The sequence below is a fragment of the Nonomuraea guangzhouensis genome (genome assembly GCF_019396345.1).
Classification (GTDB): Bacteria; Actinomycetota; Actinomycetes; order Streptosporangiales; family Streptosporangiaceae; genus Nonomuraea; species Nonomuraea guangzhouensis.
The window spans coordinates 571,961-588,567 of sequence record NZ_JAHKRM010000001.1 but is presented as its reverse complement, the minus strand read 5'-3'; the positions used below and the strand labels follow the sequence as shown (position 1 = coordinate 588,567).

Sequence of the window (16,607 nt, the reverse complement as noted above, 5' to 3'; positions counted from 1 at the left end):
CTTCAGCGTGCAAAGGGGGAAGTTTCCATCCGCCGCTTTATTAGCGAATGCGCATATATTTATCGGCGGTTATTTGGGCACGACGAACAAGTACGGCCCGCACGATCGGGCACGGGCCGTACCAGATGGATCTCAGACCTTGCTGATGCGGACGGCGTCCGCGATGACGTAGCCGGTGCCGGAGGTCCACCGGCTGACTCCCACGACGTTGGCGGTGCCCGCGTTGAGGGAGAAGGTGCCCAGGCTGTGCCAGCTGCCGCCGCCGGAGCGTTGGTCCACGTACACCGTCTGGTTGCCGCCGGAGGCGGCGACGATGTACGGCGCGGAGCTGTTGTAGCCGGCGTCATCCGGATACCAGACCTCCACGCGGTAGGTGCCCGCGCTGGGGATGGTCGCCTGGTACCAGGCGGGGTCGCTGGCGGCCACGGGGTCGGCGAACCGGTAGTCCGCGCCGTAGCGCTGGGTGGAGTAGGTGGAGGTGCCCCAGTTCGCGCTGGCGGTGAACTGGCCGGAGGTGGCGTTGTCGACCGTGGTGGTCCACGACGGGGTGCCGCCGCCACCGGTCACGTAGCTCATGTACGTGGCCCAGTTCCAGTACTGCCCCGGGTCGGTGTGGTCGGCGCCGGGCACCTCGGAGTGGCCGATGATGTGGCTGCGGTCCTTCGGGATGCCGTACTTGTCGCAGATGTAGCGGGTCAGCGCGGCCGAGGAGCGGTACATCGCGTCGGTGAACCAGGAGGCCTCACTGACGTAGCCCTCATGCTCGATGCCGATGGACCTGGTGTTGTACGACCAGTTGCCGGCGTGCCAGGCGATGTCCTTGTCGCGGACCATCTGGGTGATGGCGCCGTTCGACGACTTGACCACGTAGTGGGCCGAGACCTGGGCGGCCGAGTTCTGGAACCAGGAGATGGTCCCGGCGTAGGAGCCCTGGGTCACGTGGATGACGACGCGGTCGATGGCGTAGGCCGACGGGCGGCTGGAGGCGGTGTAGTTGCTGGAGCTGGCGGCCGTCCAGGTGGCGTCCGGGTAGTCGGGGCTGGCCGCCTCGGCGCTGAGCGAGCGCGTGTCGGCGTACTGGCCGCGGTCGGCGGTCACCTCTTGCGGCGCCACGCGGACGTCCTTGGTCTGGATGCCGAGGCCGAGCAGTTCGTAGACCGCGTCGGCGTAGAGGCGGGCGAGCTGGGGCGAGGCGGTGTTGCCGTACTTGGCCACGGCCTCGTACCAGCGGCCGGGGTCCTTCCTGGCGGCCTGGTCGAGGCCCAGCTCGTCGGCGTTGGCACGCAGCAGCGCGGCGCCACCGAGGATGTTGGCCTCGGTGTCGGCACGCAGCTTCTTGGCCGAGAGCCCGGTGAGCCCGGCCGCCTTCTCCAGCGCCTTCGTGGTGGGGTTGCTGACCAGGTGCATCACGCCGTATCCGCCGCTGGCGCTGGGCTCGCCGTTGTGGCCGTCGAGGTGGGTCTCGGCGTAGGCGAGGGCGACGAGCAGGTCACGGGGAACGTCCTGGGCCGCGGCGGCGCGGGCGAACGCATCGGAGAGTGGTGTGTCCTTGGCCGCGATGGCGGGCTGGCCGGCGAAGACCAGGAGGGCGGCGAGGACCGAAGAGACAAGAGCGGTTAATCGCTTGGGGGAGAGTGACATGGGAGCTCCCTCGATTCGAGTCGACGGCTGCACAGTAAGCGCGTTCCTGACAAATGTCGATAATTGACATTACTGGCGAGTTAGAAGAAACTTTCCGCCCGTGCAGTGGCCGCGAAAGTTGGGCCCCCTCGATTGAGTGAAGACTATTGCGCTCTGGTCGACAGAAGATGAAACTTCTTTTCGTGACCACGCACCCCCTGCGCACCATCCTGGCCACGATCACCCTGGTGCTCACTGCTCTCGTTGTGCCCGCAACGGCTCCCGCGGTCTCGGCCGCGGCGTGCACGACCGATCCCGCGACGCCCAAGAGGCAGTTACGGGGGATGTGGGTCTCGTCGGTCGCCAACATCGACTGGCCGAGCAGCGCGGGGCTGAGCGTGGCGACCCAGCAGGCGGAGTTTCGCGCATGGCTGGACCTGGCCGTGTCGAAGCGGATGAACGCGGTGTTCGTGCAGGTCAGGCCGACGGCGGACGCGTTCTGGCCCTCGTCGTACGAGCCGTGGTCGCAGTGGCTGACCGGCACCCAGGGCAAGGACCCCGGCTATGACCCGATGGCCTTCATGGTCGCCGAGGCCCACGCCCGCAACCTGGAGTTCCACGCCTGGTTCAACCCGTACCGGATCGCCAACGACGACGACCCGAGCAAGCTGGTCGCGACTCACCCGGCACGTACGCACCCGAGCTGGCGGTTCGCCTACGGCGGCAAGCTGGTCTACAACCCCGGCATCCCGGAGGTCCGCGACTTCATCGAGGACGCCATCATGGACGCCGTCACCCGCTACGACCTCGACGGCGTGCACCTCGACGACTACTTCTACCCCTATCCGGTCAGCGGCCAGACCATCCCGGACGCCGCGACCTACGCCCAGTACGGCAGCGGGTTCAGCAGCATCGCCGCCTGGCGGCGGGAGAACGTCAACCTGCTGGTACGCGAACTGGACCAGCGCATCCACACCGCCAAGTCCTGGGTCGCCTTCGGCATCAGCCCGTTCGGCATCTGGCGCAACGCGAGCACCGACCCGCTCGGATCGAGCACGTCGGGCCTGCAGTCCTACGACGCGATCTACGCCGACAGCAGGCTCTGGGTCAAGCAGGGCTGGGTCGACTACCTCGCGCCGCAGATCTACTGGAACATCGGCTACAGCGCGGCGGACTACGCGGTGCTGACCGCCTGGTGGTCGGGCGTAGTGCGGGGGACCGGCGTCCAACTGGTCGTCGGTCAGGCCGCCTACCGGGCGGGAGCCAGCGGCCAGGACGCGGCCTGGCAGGATGCCGCCGAGCTCAGCGACCACCTGTACGACAACAGGAAGCACCCCGAGGTGGCCGGGGACATCTACTTCAGCGCCAAGGACGTCAAGGCCAACCGGATCGGCGCCATCGCCGCGCTGGTCGCCGCCCACTACACCAAGCCCGCCCTGCCGCCCGCCCGCGGCACCGCCGCCGCCCCCGCGGCTCCGACGATCACGGCGGCGACCAGGGGCTCAGGCGGAGTCGCGCTCTCGTGGCAGGCGAGTGGAGCCACGGCCTACGCGATCTACCGGGTCGACGGCTCCCAGCCGGCCGCCGATCCGTGCGCGTACGCCGACGCCCGCAACCTGCTCGGCACGACCAGGCAGACCGCCTTCACCGACACCAAGGCGACGGCCACCGGCACCTACACCTACTACGTGACCGCGCTGAACCGGACCCACCAGGAGAGCGCGCCGAGCGCGGGCTCGGTGGTGACGGGCTCGGGCTCGGGCGCGTTCAGCGTCGTGGTCGACAACTCCGACGCCGGGTTCACCGCCGGCCCGAACTGGGGCACCTCATCGTTCTCGGCGCAGCTCTACGGCGCCGACTACCGCTTCGCCGACCCCGTCGCGGCCAGCGACCCGGCCTGGTACCAGGCGGCCATCCCCAGCGCCGGGAGCTATCGGGTGGAGGTCTGGTACGCCGCCAACGCCGGCTACAACAGCGCCACGCCGTACATCGTGGCGGCCTCGGGCGGGAACCAGAGCGTGGCCGTGGACCAGCGCACGGGCGGCGGCCAGTGGCGGACCCTCGGCACGTACACCCTCAACGCGGGCACCTACAACGTGGTCGGGGTGAGCCGCTGGACCACCACGACGGGCTACGTCATCGCCGACGCCGTCCGCATCACCAAGGTCACTTCGTGAGCGCCCGGCCCTCCTCGTCGAGGTAGTCGCGCCACGAGCGCTTGGGCGCCCAGCCGAGCAGGCGCACCGCCTTGGCGCAGGAGATGCCGGAGGCGTCGGGACGGGCGAGCGGCCGCAGCGGGATCGTGTCGCCGTAATGCTCCCGCATGGCCTTCGCGAAGTCGCGGCCGCCGGCGTTGTCGGGGGAGGCGATGTAGAACACCTCGTGCCCCGGCAGGTCGGACTCGGTCGCCAGCACGATGGCGTCGGCCAGGTCGTAGACGTCGATGTAGGTCCACATTCCGGGCCCGGGCTGGGCGTCGTCGCGGATCAGCGGGCCGAGATTGCGCTCGTAGTTGCCCTCGTGCTGCACCCAGCTCGGGCGCAGGGAGATGCATCGGATGTCTGACCGGCGTACGGCGGCGTCCATGAGCTGCTCGCCGAAGTGCTTGGCGGTGGCGTACGGGTCCTGCGGCCGGATCGGGTGCTCCTCGTCCACGGGCGCGTAGTCGGGCAGGAACGGGCGCTCGGGAAAGAAGAAGCCGGGCACGGTCTCGCTGGAGATGTTCACGAACCGGGTCGCGCCGAACCTGATCGCCGCCTCCAGCATGTTGAAGGTGGCCATCAGGTTGTTCTGGAAGACCACGTGCGGCGGGTTGGTGGTGGGCACGGGGATGGCGGCGGTGTGGACGATCGCGTCGGCGCCCCTGGCCACCGCGTACGCCGCCCCGGCGTCGGTCAGGTCGGCCTGCTGGTAGTGGGGGGCGCCGGGCTCGTGCCGCTCCCAGATCGGGCGGGTGAGATCGACGGCGGTCACCTCGTGACCGGCTTCGAGCAGGGCCTGGGTGGCCGCCCGTCCGACCTTTCCATGAGCACCTGTGACGACGACGTGCATGGGGGCTCCTTAGGCACCGGGGGTCGAACGTCCAGGATAGGGGCCGGGTCGTCGGCACTGAAGGCTTTGAATCGTTTCGCTTCAGGTGGGTGGTTCGGGGGTCTCAAGGGGCGGACGCGCGGTGGGCCTACTGATACGTTTCCGTTTCGTTACCGCAGGAAAGTCTTGACGCTCCCGGAATGTAAAGCCTATGTTAACGCCCTAACGAGGCCATTGAAACGATTTAAGCTTCGAGCCCCAAGGGGTTGTTATGAAGACCACGCGTCACAGGCTTGGGGTGGCCTTCTTCGCCGCCCTCCCCCTCCTCTCATTGGCGGCATGCGGCTCGTCCGGCGGGACGACCGCCTCTGACGGCAGCGTCACGATCTCCTTCCTCTACGACAACGGCGAGGCGACGGTCAACTCGGCCAAAGCCGTCGTCCAGGCCTTCGAGGCGGCCAATCCGAAGATCAAGATAGAGACGGAGTCCCGCCCGGCGGGCACCGAAGGCGACAACATCATCAAGACCAAGCTGTCGACCGGCGAGATGAGCGACGTCTTCTGGTACAACTCCGGCTCCCTCCTCCAGGCGCTGAATCCCGGCCAGACGCTCGTCGACCTCACAGGCGACCCGGTCATGAAGAACGTCGAGGAGACGTACCTGCCCGTGGTCACCCAGGCCGGAAAGGTGTACGGCGTGCCCACGGGCACCGCCACCGGAGGCGGCATCCTCTACAACAGGAAGGTCTACGAGAAGCTCGGACTCCAGGTCCCGAAGAGCTGGGCCGAGTTCACGGCCAACAACGACAAGATCAAGGCCGCCGGGCTGACGGCGGTGATCTCCACGTTCAAGGACACGTGGACCTCACAGCTGTTCGTGCTGGCCGACTTCTTCAACGTCCAGGCCGCCTCGCCGACCTTCGCGCAGGACTACACGGCCAACAAGGCGAAGTACGCCACCACCCCGGCCGCGCTGACCGGCTTCAAGCGCCTGGAAGAGGTGCAGGCCAAGGGGTATCTCAACAAGGGCTTCGGCTCGGCCACCCTGGACGCGGGGATGAAGCTGCTCGCCGAGGGCCAGGGCGTGCACTATCCCATGCTCACGGGGGTGGTGCCCGGCTTCATCGGGAAGTTCCCGCAGGTGGGCACCGATGTCGGCTTCTTCGCCCTCCCGGGTGACGACACCGCGAAGAACGGCGCCACGGTCTGGGAGCCGGGGGCCGCCTACATCCCCAAGACGACCAAGAAGCTCGACGCCGCCAAGAAGTTCCTGGCCTTCATCGCCTCCCCGGCGGGTGCGGCGGCCATCGGTAAGGCGACGCCGCCGGCCGGCCCGTACCGGATCAAGGGGGCCGCGCTGCCGGCCGACGCGGTCCAGGTGGCCAAGGACCTGCAGGGCTACCTCGACAAGAAGGAAGCGGCGCCCGCGCTGGAGTTCGTCTCCCCGGTCAAGGGCCCGTCCCTGGAGAACATCACGGTCGCGGTCGGCTCCGGCCTGACCACCGCGGCGGAGGGGGCGGCCCAGTACGACAAGGACGTGGAGAAGCAGGCCAAGCAACTGGGACTCGCAGGGTGGTGACCTCCTCCAGGCCCGACACGGTCACGTCGTCCGAGCCGCCCACAGCGGCGGCCGGGCGGCGTGCCCCCGCGCGGAAGGGTAAGGACGGGCGTGGCAACCCGTACCCCTACCTGTTCTACGTGCCCGCGGGGATCGTCTACACGGTCGTCTTCCTGGTCCCGACGATCATGGCCTTCTACTTCTCGATGACCAGGTGGACCCTGTTCGACAGCACCTTCGTGGGGCTGGAGAACTTCACCGACTTCTTCGCCGAGCAGAACCTGCGGATCGGCTTCCAGAACACCCTGATCTACGCGGTGACCACCAGCGGGCTGAAGGTCGTCCTGGGGATGGCGCTCGGCGTCGTGCTCACCTCGCGGCTGAAGATGCGCGGCTTCCTGCGTTCGGTGGTGTTCTTCCCGGTGCTGGTGAGCACGGTCGCGGTCGGCATCACGTTCAGCGTGCTGCTCAAGCCTGACACCGGGCTGGTGAACAAGGCACTGGCCCTGGTGGGCATCTCGGGCCCCGACTGGCTCGGCGACGCGAACACCGCGCTGCTGTCGGTGGCGCTCGTGGACGTCTGGAAGGGCGTCGGCCTGGCCACCGTCATCTACATCGCGGGCATGATGTCGATCCCGCGCGACTACTACCAGGCGGTCGCGGTCGACGGCGGCAGCGCCTGGCACCGGTTCAGGTATGTGACGTTGCCGCTGAGCTGGCCCGCCACCAACTCGGTGATCATCCTGTCGTTCATCGGCGGGCTGCGCTCCTTCGACCTCATCTGGACGATGACCCGCGGCGGGCCCGGCTTCACCAGCGACGTCATCGCCTCGATCATCTACAAGCAGTATCAGGCGGGGTTCTTCGGCCTCTCGACCGCCGGGAACGTGATCCTCTTCATCGTGGTCACCGCGCTGGTCGTGCCGCTCACCCGCTTCTTGAGCGCCAGGGAGGTCGCCGCATGAGGGCACTGCGGAGGTCCGGACTCGAACTCGTCGCGGTCGTCCTGGCCGTCGTCATCTTCGTCGTGCCGTTCTCGTTCATGGTGCTCACGGCGGTCAAGGACGAGGTCCAGTCAGGAGAGCTGGACTTCGGCTGGCCGACGAGCTGGCCCGTGGTCCAGAACTTCGTCGAGGTGATCGAGGCCCGCGACTACGTCCTGCTGAGGGCCTTCGTCAACAGCACCGTGCTCACGGTCGCCGCCGTGACGCTGCTCGTGGTCTTCTGCTCGATGGCCGGGTTCGTGCTCCAGCGCCGGGCGGGCCGGATGCGGTCGGTGGTCAACTTCCTGGTGCTGTCCGGGCTGATCATCCCGCCCGCGATCGTCCCGACCATCTGGGTGCTCCAGACAATCGGTCTGTTCAAGACGCTGCCGGGGCTCATCCTGGTCGAGGTCGCCTTCCACATGTCGTACTCAGTGCTGCTTTATCGTGCTTTTGTGTCGGCGGTGCCGCGCGAGCTGGACGAGGCGGCGATGATCGACGGCTGCACCGGGTTCAAGCTGTTCTTCAAGGTGATCTTCCCGCTGCTCCGGCCGGTGACGATCACGGTCATCCTGACGACGTCGGTCGCCGTCTTCAACGACTTCGTCAACCCGCTCTACTTCCTGCCCGGTGACGAGAACGCCACCGTCCAGCTCACCCTGTACAACTTCCAGAGCCAGTACAGCACGCAGTGGAACCTGCTGTTCATGGACATCGTGCTCATCACGATCCCGCCGCTGCTCGCTTTCATCTTCTTCAACCGCAAGATCGTCGCCGGGATGACCGCCGGCGCCGTCAAGGGCTGACCGCTCAGAGGAGCCGCATGACCATCGACCTGCGTTTCGAGCACCACCGAGAGCCGATCGGCATCGGAGAACCCAGGCCACGGCTGTCCTGGACGGTCCGCAACGACCGTCCCGGCTGGCTGCAGCACGGCTACGACGTCGAGATCCGCGATGCGGAAGGCAAGGTCGTCTCGGCGACCGGGCGCTCGGAATCCGTGCTGGTTCCGTGGCCCGGTGACGACCTGAGCTCGCGCGAGCGCCGGGACGTACGCGTGCGGGTCCGCGGTCAGGACGGCAGGACGAGCGAGTGGAGCGAGTGGAACTCGGTCGAGGCCGGGCTGCTGGACGCGGAGCAGTGGCAGGCGGGCGCGGCGGCGCCGCCCACCGAGCTGGTCGGCGCGCCGGACGGGCCCGCGACCATGCTCAGGCGCGGCTTCGCCGTCCGCGGGCCCGTCGAGCGGGCGCGCCTGTACGTGACCGGCCACGGCCTGTACGAAGTGGAGATCAACGGGCACGTCGTAGGCGACGACGTGCTCGCGCCGGGCTGGTCGACCTACGACCACCGGCTGCGTTACCGTACGCACGACGTCACCGCGCTGCTGTCGGAGGGCGACAACGCCATCGGCGCGATGCTCGCCGACGGGTGGTACCGCGGCCGCGTCGGCTTCAGGGACGGCCGGGTCGAGACGTACGGCTCGCGTACCGCGCTCATCGCCCAGCTCGAAGTCGGCTACGCCGACGGCTCGACCGACGTGGTGACCACCGACGGCTCCTGGCGCTGCGCCCGCGGCCCGATCCTCGCGGCGAGCCTGTACGACGGCGAGAAGCACGACGCCCGCCTGATGCCCGCCGGCTGGTCCTCGGCCGGATTCGACGACAGCTCCTGGCTGCCCGCCGACGTCGTCGACCACGACCCCGGCCTGCTCGTCGCCCCCACCGGTCCGCCGGTCCGCCGGGTGGAGACGCTGCGTCCCGTCGAGGTCATCCAGGGCCCCGGCGGCGAGACGATCCTCGACTTCGGCCAGAACATCTCCGGCCGCCTGCGCATCCGCGTCGAAGGCCCCGCCGGCCACACCGTCACACTGCGCCACGCCGAGGTCCTGGAGAACGGCGTCCTGTCGCGGCGCCCGCTGCGCAACGCGGCCGCCCAGGACGAGTACACCCTCGCGGGCGGCGCGGCGGAGGAGTGGGAGCCGCGCTTCACCATGCACGGCTTCCGCTACGCCGAGCTGATCGACTGGCCGGGCGAGCTCGGCCCCGACAGCGTCCAGGCCGTCGTCTGCCACACCGACATGCGCCGCACCGGCTGGTTCACCTGCTCGGACCCCCAGCTCCAGCGCCTGCACGACAACGTGGTGTGGAGCATGCGTGGCAACTTCGTCGACCTGCCGACCGACTGCCCCCAGCGCGACGAGCGCCTCGGCTGGACCGGTGACATCCAGGTCTTCGCCCCCACCGCGAGCTTCCTGTACGACTGCGCGGGCACGCTCGGCTCCTGGCTGGCCGACCTGGCCGCGGACCAGGACGAGTCGGGCATGGTGCCCTACTACATTCCGTGGGTGGACCTCGGCTTCCCCGCCAATCCGGCGGCGGCGTGGGGTGACGCGGCGGTGATCGTGCCCTGGGTGCTCTACGAGCGTTACGGGGACCTCGGGGTGCTGGAGGCGCAGTACGACAGCATGAAGGGGTGGGTCGACCACATCGCGGGCATCGCCGGCGACGACCACCTGTGGGACGAGGGCTTCCAGTTCGGCGACTGGCTCGACCCCGCCGCGCCGCCGGACCGGCCCAGCAAGGCCAGGACCGACGCGTACCTCATCGCCACCGCCTACCACGCGTGGACCGCGCAGGTCCTGGCCGACACCGCGCGGCTGCTGGGCCGGAGCGGCGACGCGGAGAAGTACGGTGAGCTGGCGGCCCAGGTGCGGGCGGCCTTCCGCCGCGAGTACGTCTCACCGTCGGGCCGCCTGGTCAGCGACAGCCAGACCGCCTACGCGCTGGCCCTGCACCTCGACCTGGCGGAGACGCCGGAGCAGCGGGCCCGGCAGGGCAGGCGGCTGGCCGAGCTGGTCGAGGCGGACGATTACCGCATCGCCACCGGCTTCGTCGGCACGCCGCTGGTCTGCGCCGCCCTGGCGTCGGTCGGGGAGTACGACACGGCCTACCGGCTGCTGACGCAGCGCGAATGCCCCTCGTGGCTGTACCCGGTGACCATGGGCGCCACCACGATCTGGGAGCGCTGGGACAGCCTCCTGCCCGACGGCTCGGTCAACCCCGGCGAGATGACCTCGTTCAACCACTACGCGCTGGGCGCGGTCGCCGACTTCCTGCACGGCACGCTGGCCGGCCTCGCCCCCGCCGCCCCCGGCTACCGCCGCATCCGCGTCGCACCGCGCCCCGGCGCCGGCCTCACCCACGCCTCCGCCGAGCACGACACGCCGTACGGTCCGGCGGCGGTGGCCTGGTCCCGGTCGGGCGGCAACCTCACGGTCACCGTGTCCGTACCGCCGGGGACGACGGCCGAGGTCTCGCTGCCCTCCGGCGAACCGGTCGAGGTGGGGGCGGGGATGCATACGTTCACCGCTCCGTACCGGGATCCGGCTGACGATTCGGTGGCTTGAGCGTGGCACCCGGGGCGGCCGTCTTCGACGCCGCTCCGGGTGCGCGGTGTGCTGGGTCGGTAAGGTGCATTGAGTGATCTGACGGGTACGACCGTTCTGGCCGCGAGGGGACGCTCGCGCGAGGAGGTCCTTTGGTATCCGGGTGGGTCCTGCGCTTGGTCGCGGCCGTGGCGGTGATGGCGGCCGCCGTCGTTTCCCTCGGGCGGGTCGAGGCCGCGTCGCCCGCTGTTTCCGGTGTGCGTGCTGTGACCGCGACGCCGGTTGACGCGGTGTGCCCGGCGCGGGACATGCGGGTCACCGCGCCGTACGCGATCACCGGTTACTGGTTGGTGCCGCGCTCCGACCCGTGCGTCACGCGGCGGACCGTGGAGGCGATCCACGGGGTCGGGGCCGACACGCTCATCACGTTCGGCCCGCGCCTGGTGCCGAGCCGGGTCGACCGGGCGGGGCGGCTGCTCAAGGAGGGGGCGCCCGATCCCGACTTCGCCGGCTGCGTCGAGGGCGGGAAGAGCTGCTACCAGGCCGCCCGCGAGGCGGTCCCGCGCATCCGCCGGGTGTACGGCTACGCGGCGAACGAGCTGTTCGGCGACGGCCTGCTGCGCTGCCCGGCGCTGGACCGGCGGATCGAGAGCGGCGGGCGGGTCTACTACCGGCTGCTGCTGGGCAAGTCCTGCACCAGCGGCCCGTACGACCTCGTGCTGATCGCGACCGACGGCGACGGGCTGGGCAACCTGATGGCGGAGGCGGCCGCGTACGGGATGAAGGTGTTCCCCGGGCTGCCCGCCGCGCCGCAGGACGTCAAGCGGCCGTGGCTGCCGGACCTGGCGCACCTCGGCGCCGTGACCGCGTTCACCGAGCGGGTGCTGACGGACTATCGGGGCAGGTACGGGGCCTCTGCGGCGTTCGCCGGGGTGTACCAGTCGTTCGAGCTGGCGGTGAAGTCGCGGCCCAGCGTCGATCCGACCATCGACCTCTACCAGGCCCAGCATGCCGTGGTGGCCGCCGCGCTGCCGGGGAAGAAGATCCTGGTCAGCCCCTATTTCGACGCGCGCAGGGACAAGGGGTTCCCGCCGGAGCGCGTGGGGGCGGGGATGCTCGCCATCGCCGCTACGGCGCATGGCGCGCCCATGATCGTCGCCGTACAGGACGGGCGCGGGACCGGCAAGACGCCCGTCTACGGCCTCGACGAGGCGGACGCCAAGGTCGATCCCCGGCTGGTGCCGGTGGTGGGCGACGTCACCAACCGGCAGGCGTACTACGGCTCGACCTACGACTACATCCAGGCGGCGGCGCGGTCACGGCCGCCGGGGGTGGAGCTGTGGGTGAACGCGGAGGCCTTCGAGCCCGCCCCGGTGCCCGGCGAGTGCGGCCGGGCCGACCCGATGCCGCTGCGTGGCCGGACGACCAAGAAACGGCTCGACGCCCAGATCATGGCGGCCGGGGCGGCTGTGACCAAGGTGATTTCGTATGGCTGGGACCCGTTCCTGACGTGCCAGATCGACTGGATGACCCCGTCGCTGAGCGACGACCTCCACGCCTCCTGGAACGAGCCGCTCATCCTCGGCGCGACCAGGAACGCGGCCGGGATCGCGGTCAAGGGCAGGGACCTCGCGGGCGGCACGGTCAAGGTCCAGTACGCCCGGGCCGGAGGCGGGGCCAAGACGGTGACCGTTCCCCAAGGACCGGACGAATCCACCGCCGCCTGGATCCCCTTCACCGCCCCGGCCGACGTGGATCCCCGGCGGCCGTGGCTGTACATCACGGCCGTGAACGGCGCCGGCCACTCCACCACCAACTCGTACGTCATCCCCGCCTGACGCCGTCCGCGACGTCCGGGGTGCTTCACCGAGGCGGTGGCGCCGCCGACAGTTCGGCGGCGCCATCGTCGCGGTGTCAGAGGTGGTCTGGCGGTGGTGTCACTCCAGCGTGGCGGCGTGCGGGTCCCAGTCTTGGGGGAGTGGCGGTGGCGTTGGCGAGGTGGTGTGGAGGCGGCGGGACTCACCGTCTTCGCCGGCGTCGCCGATGGCGGTCATGATCTCCAGGACGTGCAGGGCGAGCGCGCCCGAGGCCCGGTGCGGGGTCCCGGTGCGCAGGGATCTGGCCATGTCCAGGACGCCCAGCCCGCGCCCGGCGGTCGTGCCCGTGACAGGCAGTTCCCGCCACTCGGCGTCATGCAGGCCGCGAGCCAGCAGCGGTCCGTCGAAGGTGTTGGGGTCGGGCAGCGACAGTGCCCCCTCAGTCCCGATGATCTCGATCATCCGCCGGTCGACGGGCGAGTCGAAGCTGAACGTGGTGGTCGCACTGGCACTGCCCGCGAAGTCGATCAGCGCGTTGACGTGCGTGGGCACCTCCACGGGAAACGCCGTGCCCGCCTTAGGCCCCGAGCCGATCACCCGGTGGTCACGAGCCCGCCGCGTACTGGCCGCGACCCGGGCCGCCGGACCGAGCAGGGCGACGAGGGCGGTCAGGTAGTAGGGGCCCAGATCGAACAGCGGGCCGGCGCCGCGCTGGTACAGGAACTCGGGATTGGGGTGCCACGACTCAGGACCCAGGCTCTGCAGGGCGGCCGTGACGGCGACCGGGGTGCCGATGAGGCCGGCGGCGAGCGCCCTGGCCGCCGACTGGAGCCCCGCGCCGAGGAAGGTGTCGGGGGCGTTGCCGACGAGCAGGTTCAGGTTCGCGGCCTCCGCCGTGACCTTGGCCGCCTCGTCCATGTCCAGGGCCAGCGGCTTCTCGCCGTACACGTGCTTGCCCGCGCGCAGCGCCGCGAGCGCGACGGCGCCGTGCGCGGACGGGATCGTCAGGTTGACGACGATCTCCACCTCCGGCAGCGTCAGTACGGTGTCGACGGTGCCGGCGACCGGCACCCCGTACTCGCGCGCGGCGGTCTCGGCCCTGGCCGTGTCGAGGTCGGCCACGCCGAGCACCCGGACGTCCGGGAACGTGGACAGGTGGCGGAGGTAATGGCTGCTGATCACACCGGCGCCGACGACGGCGACGCCTACGGGGCCGGCGTTCACGAACCGCTCAGCTGCGTGAGGTAGGTGTGGCTGCCCGCGAGAGCGTCGAAGATGTCGCCCGCGCAGCTGTCGAGCTCCACGATCCGCCAGGTGTCCGGGCTGGCCGCGAGGATCTCCGGCACCGGCATGACGCCCTGGCCCACGGCCACGTGCGGCTCGTCCTTGACGACCGGCCCGTCCTTGACGTGCAGCGCCAGGATCCTGGAGGAGAGTCCACGTAGTAAGGCAGGCACGTCCGCACCGCCCACAGCCGCCCAATACGTGTCGATCTCCAGGAACACCTCCGGAGCCAGCAGATCGGCGAGCGCCTCCAAAGCGTGGCGGCCGTCGATCCGCGGCTCGATCTCCCACCAGTGGTTGTGGTAGCCGATCCGCATGCCGTACGCGGACGCCTGCTCGGCCAGGCCGTTCAGCAGGTCGGCGGTCCTGGACAGGCCGTCGCGCGTGGTGAACTCCTCGTGCGCGATGCCGCCCGGGATGATCACCAGGTCGGTGCCGACGGTGGCGATGGCGTCGAAGACCTCGGCCGGCTCCTGGCTGAGCAGGGCGTAGGCGTGCGTGCTCGACACGGCCAGCCCGAGGTCGTCCGCCACCTTCCGGAAGCCCTTGGGGTCGGCGGTGGGGTCGAAGGGCTCAACGGCCCCGTAGCCGATCCCGGCTATCCGACGCAGCACGTTGTCACGGTCCGCGGCTAGTTGGTCTCTTACGGAGTAGAGCTGCACACTGAGCGGCTTGGTCATCCTCAGCTCCCCTGGTGCTTTTAGTCCACAATCTGTACATAATCCTCTGGGGTGGATTCAGCATCGTCAAGGGCCGGTGGTGAGCGCCGACGCGAGGATGTCCACGAGCAGGGCGGCCTGCGTGCCGTCCTGGTCGAGGTCGGGGTCGAAAATCGTGATCTCCAGACCGGCGGCTCCCGGGAGGTGGAGCAGGCCGCGCAGCAGCCCGGCCAGGCCGTCCGCGTCGAGCCCGCCGGGCGTGGGGGAGTCGACGGCGGGCAGTACGGCGGGGTCGAGAATGTCGGCGTCGACGTGGATCCAGAAGCCGTCGAGGTCGTCTCGGACCAGGATCTTCCTGGCGGTGTCGAGGGTGCCGGGGCCGATGTCGGCGACGGGCACGCAGGCGAGACCGGACTCCTCGGCGTCCCTCAGGTCCTCTTCGTCGCGTACGCCGAGCACGATCACGTCCTCGTCGGCCACATACGGGCGCAGGCCGCCGAGGTCCACCAGGTAGTCGTCGCCACGACCGGTCACCAGGGCGAGGGCCTCTCCGCCCGCGGCGCCCACGTGCGGGGAGTTGCCGAGGTGGCGGAAGTCGGTATGGGCGTCCAGGTACGCCAGGCCGTACCGACCTGCTTCGCGCAATGCGACGGCCGGGCCGAGCAGGATCGAGCAGTCACCGCCGAGGACGATCGGGAACGCCCCCGACTCGCGGACGGCGGCGACGCGGTCGGCCAGCTTCCTGGCGTACGCGGCGATCGCCGGGCCGTTGCGGACGCCGTCGCCCGGCTGCCAGGTGGACACATAGCGCGGCGGAACCACCGCGCCCGCGTCACTCGCGCCGATCCGCTCCCGCAGCCCGGCGTCGCGGAGCGCCCACGGGGCCTTGTAGCAGCCGGGGATCACGTCAGGGGCCGGCGGGCGGAGGCCGAGGTTCGAGGGGGCATCGAGGATGGCGAATCTTGCGTCAGGAGTTATAGTGGTCATACTCGTGACGGTAGCAGGAGGATTTGGGAATGCGCCAGTACGTCGATACGGGGTTGGTGGCGTTGGATCTGGCCAACACCTGGGACGAATACCTGGACGAGCCGGAGCGGTTGCCGGACCCTGCGGCGCTGCGGCGGTTCTGCGCGGAGTTCGGCGAACCACAAGAGGATCTGGGGGAGCCGGCCGGTGGGGAGTCTGAGGGGCAGGCGGATTTCTGGACGTCCGAATTGGCCGCGGTGCGGGAGATGCGCGGGCGGTTGCGGGCCGTGCTGGCCTGCGAGGCATCGGAGCGGACGCGGGCGCTGGCCCGGTTCACGGCGGGGCTGCCGGCGCGGGTGGCGGTCGAGGATGTCGGCGGGGCGCCGGTGCTGCGGCTCGTGGCGCCAGACGGCGCGGGGACGGCGGACCGGCTGGCGGTGCGTGCGGTTCGCGAACTGCTCGATGTCGCCGCCGTGGGAGATTGGGTACGGCTGCGCCTGTGCGCGGCCTCGCCGTGCCGCGACGCCTTCATCGACCGGAGCCGTCCGGGGCGGCGGCAGTTCTGCTCGACCCGGTGCGCCAACCGCGCCCACGCCGCCGCCTCCCGCGCCCGCCACCGCACCTGACCGGGCGTTGGGGGATTCCGTGCGGCGAGAATCCCCCAACGCCGGCGACCGGCTCACGCAGGGTGTTTGACGAACATTTCGAAGTCGTTGAACCCGTCGGAGAATATTTTCACGTACTGCTCGTTGAACAGCTCGTGCCAGTTGTTATCGGTGTCCTGCGCCCAAATGCTCTCCTTGGTTATCTTCACGTTCTTCTGGCGCCCCGGCGGCGTGTTCGGAGTGGTCACCGTCAGCGTCAGGCTCGTGAGGTCTTTCCAGCGGAGGTGCTGAGCCGGCTTCGGCCCGGCCAGCAGGTGGACCGTGCTGTAGGTGCTCTGGAAATCACCGAACTTCTGCAGGTGCTCCGGGTCGGAGTCGCAGCCGTTGGTGTTCGTCCTGATGAGCCGGGTCCAGGTGTCGCTACCGGATGCGTCACGGTAGCGTGCGGTCACCCAAACGGGAATGCATTTGTTGGTGTTGGAGAGCTCGCCGACGTCGAATGACATGCTGAACGCCTTGAAGTCCTCGTCGCCGGCGGCTGACGCGGGTGCCGCGTTCATCGGAATGGCGATGAGTGTCGCCCCCAGAAGCACAACGGCCGTCTTGCGAATCGAGCGAATGTTCATGGTGGCCTCTCGTTTCTCTTTCCTGAGCTGCCACTCCAGAATCACTCGTGTATCACCGTGACCGAATCCCCAGA

The 16,607-nt window shown here is 69.6% G+C and carries 13 protein-coding genes; 7 read left to right on the top strand and 6 right to left on the bottom strand.

Going from position 1 to position 16,607, the window contains the following annotated elements:
• Positions 1 to 132: 132 nt before the first annotated feature.
• Positions 133 to 1,641, bottom strand: a complete 1,509-nt coding sequence (locus KME78_RS02705) for a golvesin C-terminal-like domain-containing protein (RefSeq protein WP_219527086.1) — start codon at positions 1,639 to 1,641, stop codon at positions 133 to 135.
• Between the two features lie 182 nt (positions 1,642 to 1,823).
• Here KME78_RS02705 and KME78_RS02700 point away from each other — a divergent pair, with 182 nt between their 5' ends.
• Positions 1,824 to 3,797, top strand: coding sequence for a family 10 glycosylhydrolase (locus KME78_RS02700; protein ID WP_308126779.1), 1,974 nt, complete (start codon positions 1,824 to 1,826; stop codon positions 3,795 to 3,797).
• Here the strand turns inward: KME78_RS02700 and KME78_RS02695 are convergent.
• Positions 3,787 to 4,671, bottom strand: a complete 885-nt coding sequence (locus KME78_RS02695) for an NAD-dependent epimerase/dehydratase family protein (protein WP_219527084.1) — start codon at positions 4,669 to 4,671, stop codon at positions 3,787 to 3,789. The genes KME78_RS02700 and KME78_RS02695 overlap by 11 nt on opposite strands.
• Positions 4,672 to 4,921: 250 nt before the next feature.
• Between KME78_RS02695 and KME78_RS02690 the strand changes: the two genes are divergently transcribed.
• The 5 genes from KME78_RS02690 (at position 4,922) to KME78_RS02670 (ending at position 12,414) form a co-directional block, all read left to right on the top strand.
• Positions 4,922 to 6,229: an ABC transporter substrate-binding protein gene (locus KME78_RS02690; protein ID WP_219527083.1), complete on the top strand. Its 1,308-nt coding sequence runs from the start codon at positions 4,922 to 4,924 to the stop codon at positions 6,227 to 6,229.
• Positions 6,226 to 7,173 (top strand): carbohydrate ABC transporter permease, encoded by a 948-nt coding sequence (locus tag KME78_RS66965; RefSeq protein ID WP_219527082.1) that lies wholly within the window; start codon positions 6,226 to 6,228, stop codon positions 7,171 to 7,173. The genes KME78_RS02690 and KME78_RS66965 overlap by 4 nt, the downstream gene beginning before the upstream one ends.
• Complete coding sequence (locus KME78_RS02680) at positions 7,170 to 7,997, top strand: carbohydrate ABC transporter permease (protein ID WP_219527081.1); 828 nt, start codon at positions 7,170 to 7,172, stop codon at positions 7,995 to 7,997. The genes KME78_RS66965 and KME78_RS02680 overlap by 4 nt, the downstream gene beginning before the upstream one ends.
• 17 nt (positions 7,998 to 8,014) lie before the next feature.
• Complete coding sequence (locus KME78_RS02675; protein ID WP_219527080.1) at positions 8,015 to 10,597, top strand: family 78 glycoside hydrolase catalytic domain; 2,583 nt, start codon at positions 8,015 to 8,017, stop codon at positions 10,595 to 10,597.
• A gap of 131 nt (positions 10,598 to 10,728) precedes the next feature.
• A complete protein-coding gene (locus KME78_RS02670) occupies positions 10,729 to 12,414 on the top strand; it encodes a DUF4434 domain-containing protein (RefSeq protein WP_219527079.1) in 1,686 nt (561 codons plus the stop codon).
• 99 nt (positions 12,415 to 12,513) lie between these two features.
• Here the strand turns inward: KME78_RS02670 and KME78_RS02665 are convergent, their stop codons facing one another.
• The 3 genes from KME78_RS02665 to KME78_RS02655 form a co-directional block, all read right to left on the bottom strand.
• Positions 12,514 to 13,617, bottom strand: coding sequence for a Gfo/Idh/MocA family protein (locus KME78_RS02665; protein WP_219527078.1), 1,104 nt, complete (start codon positions 13,615 to 13,617; stop codon positions 12,514 to 12,516).
• Complete coding sequence (locus KME78_RS02660; protein ID WP_219527077.1) at positions 13,614 to 14,357, bottom strand: sugar phosphate isomerase/epimerase family protein; 744 nt, start codon at positions 14,355 to 14,357, stop codon at positions 13,614 to 13,616. Before KME78_RS02660 ends, KME78_RS02665 begins: the two co-directional genes overlap by 4 nt.
• A gap of 66 nt (positions 14,358 to 14,423) precedes the next feature.
• Complete coding sequence (locus KME78_RS02655) at positions 14,424 to 15,323, bottom strand: arginase family protein (protein ID WP_246650131.1); 900 nt, start codon at positions 15,321 to 15,323, stop codon at positions 14,424 to 14,426.
• Between the two features lie 29 nt (positions 15,324 to 15,352).
• Here KME78_RS02655 and KME78_RS02650 point away from each other — a divergent pair, with 29 nt between their 5' ends.
• Positions 15,353 to 15,928 carry a CGNR zinc finger domain-containing protein gene (locus tag KME78_RS02650; RefSeq protein WP_219527076.1) on the top strand — a complete coding sequence of 192 codons (576 nt, stop codon included), beginning with the start codon at positions 15,353 to 15,355 and terminating at the stop codon, positions 15,926 to 15,928.
• A gap of 53 nt (positions 15,929 to 15,981) precedes the next feature.
• On the opposite strand, the gene KME78_RS02645 is transcribed toward KME78_RS02650, so the two are convergent.
• Positions 15,982 to 16,578 (bottom strand): hypothetical protein, encoded by a 597-nt coding sequence (locus tag KME78_RS02645; protein ID WP_219527075.1) that lies wholly within the window; start codon positions 16,576 to 16,578, stop codon positions 15,982 to 15,984.
• Positions 16,579 to 16,607: the final 29 nt, after the last annotated feature.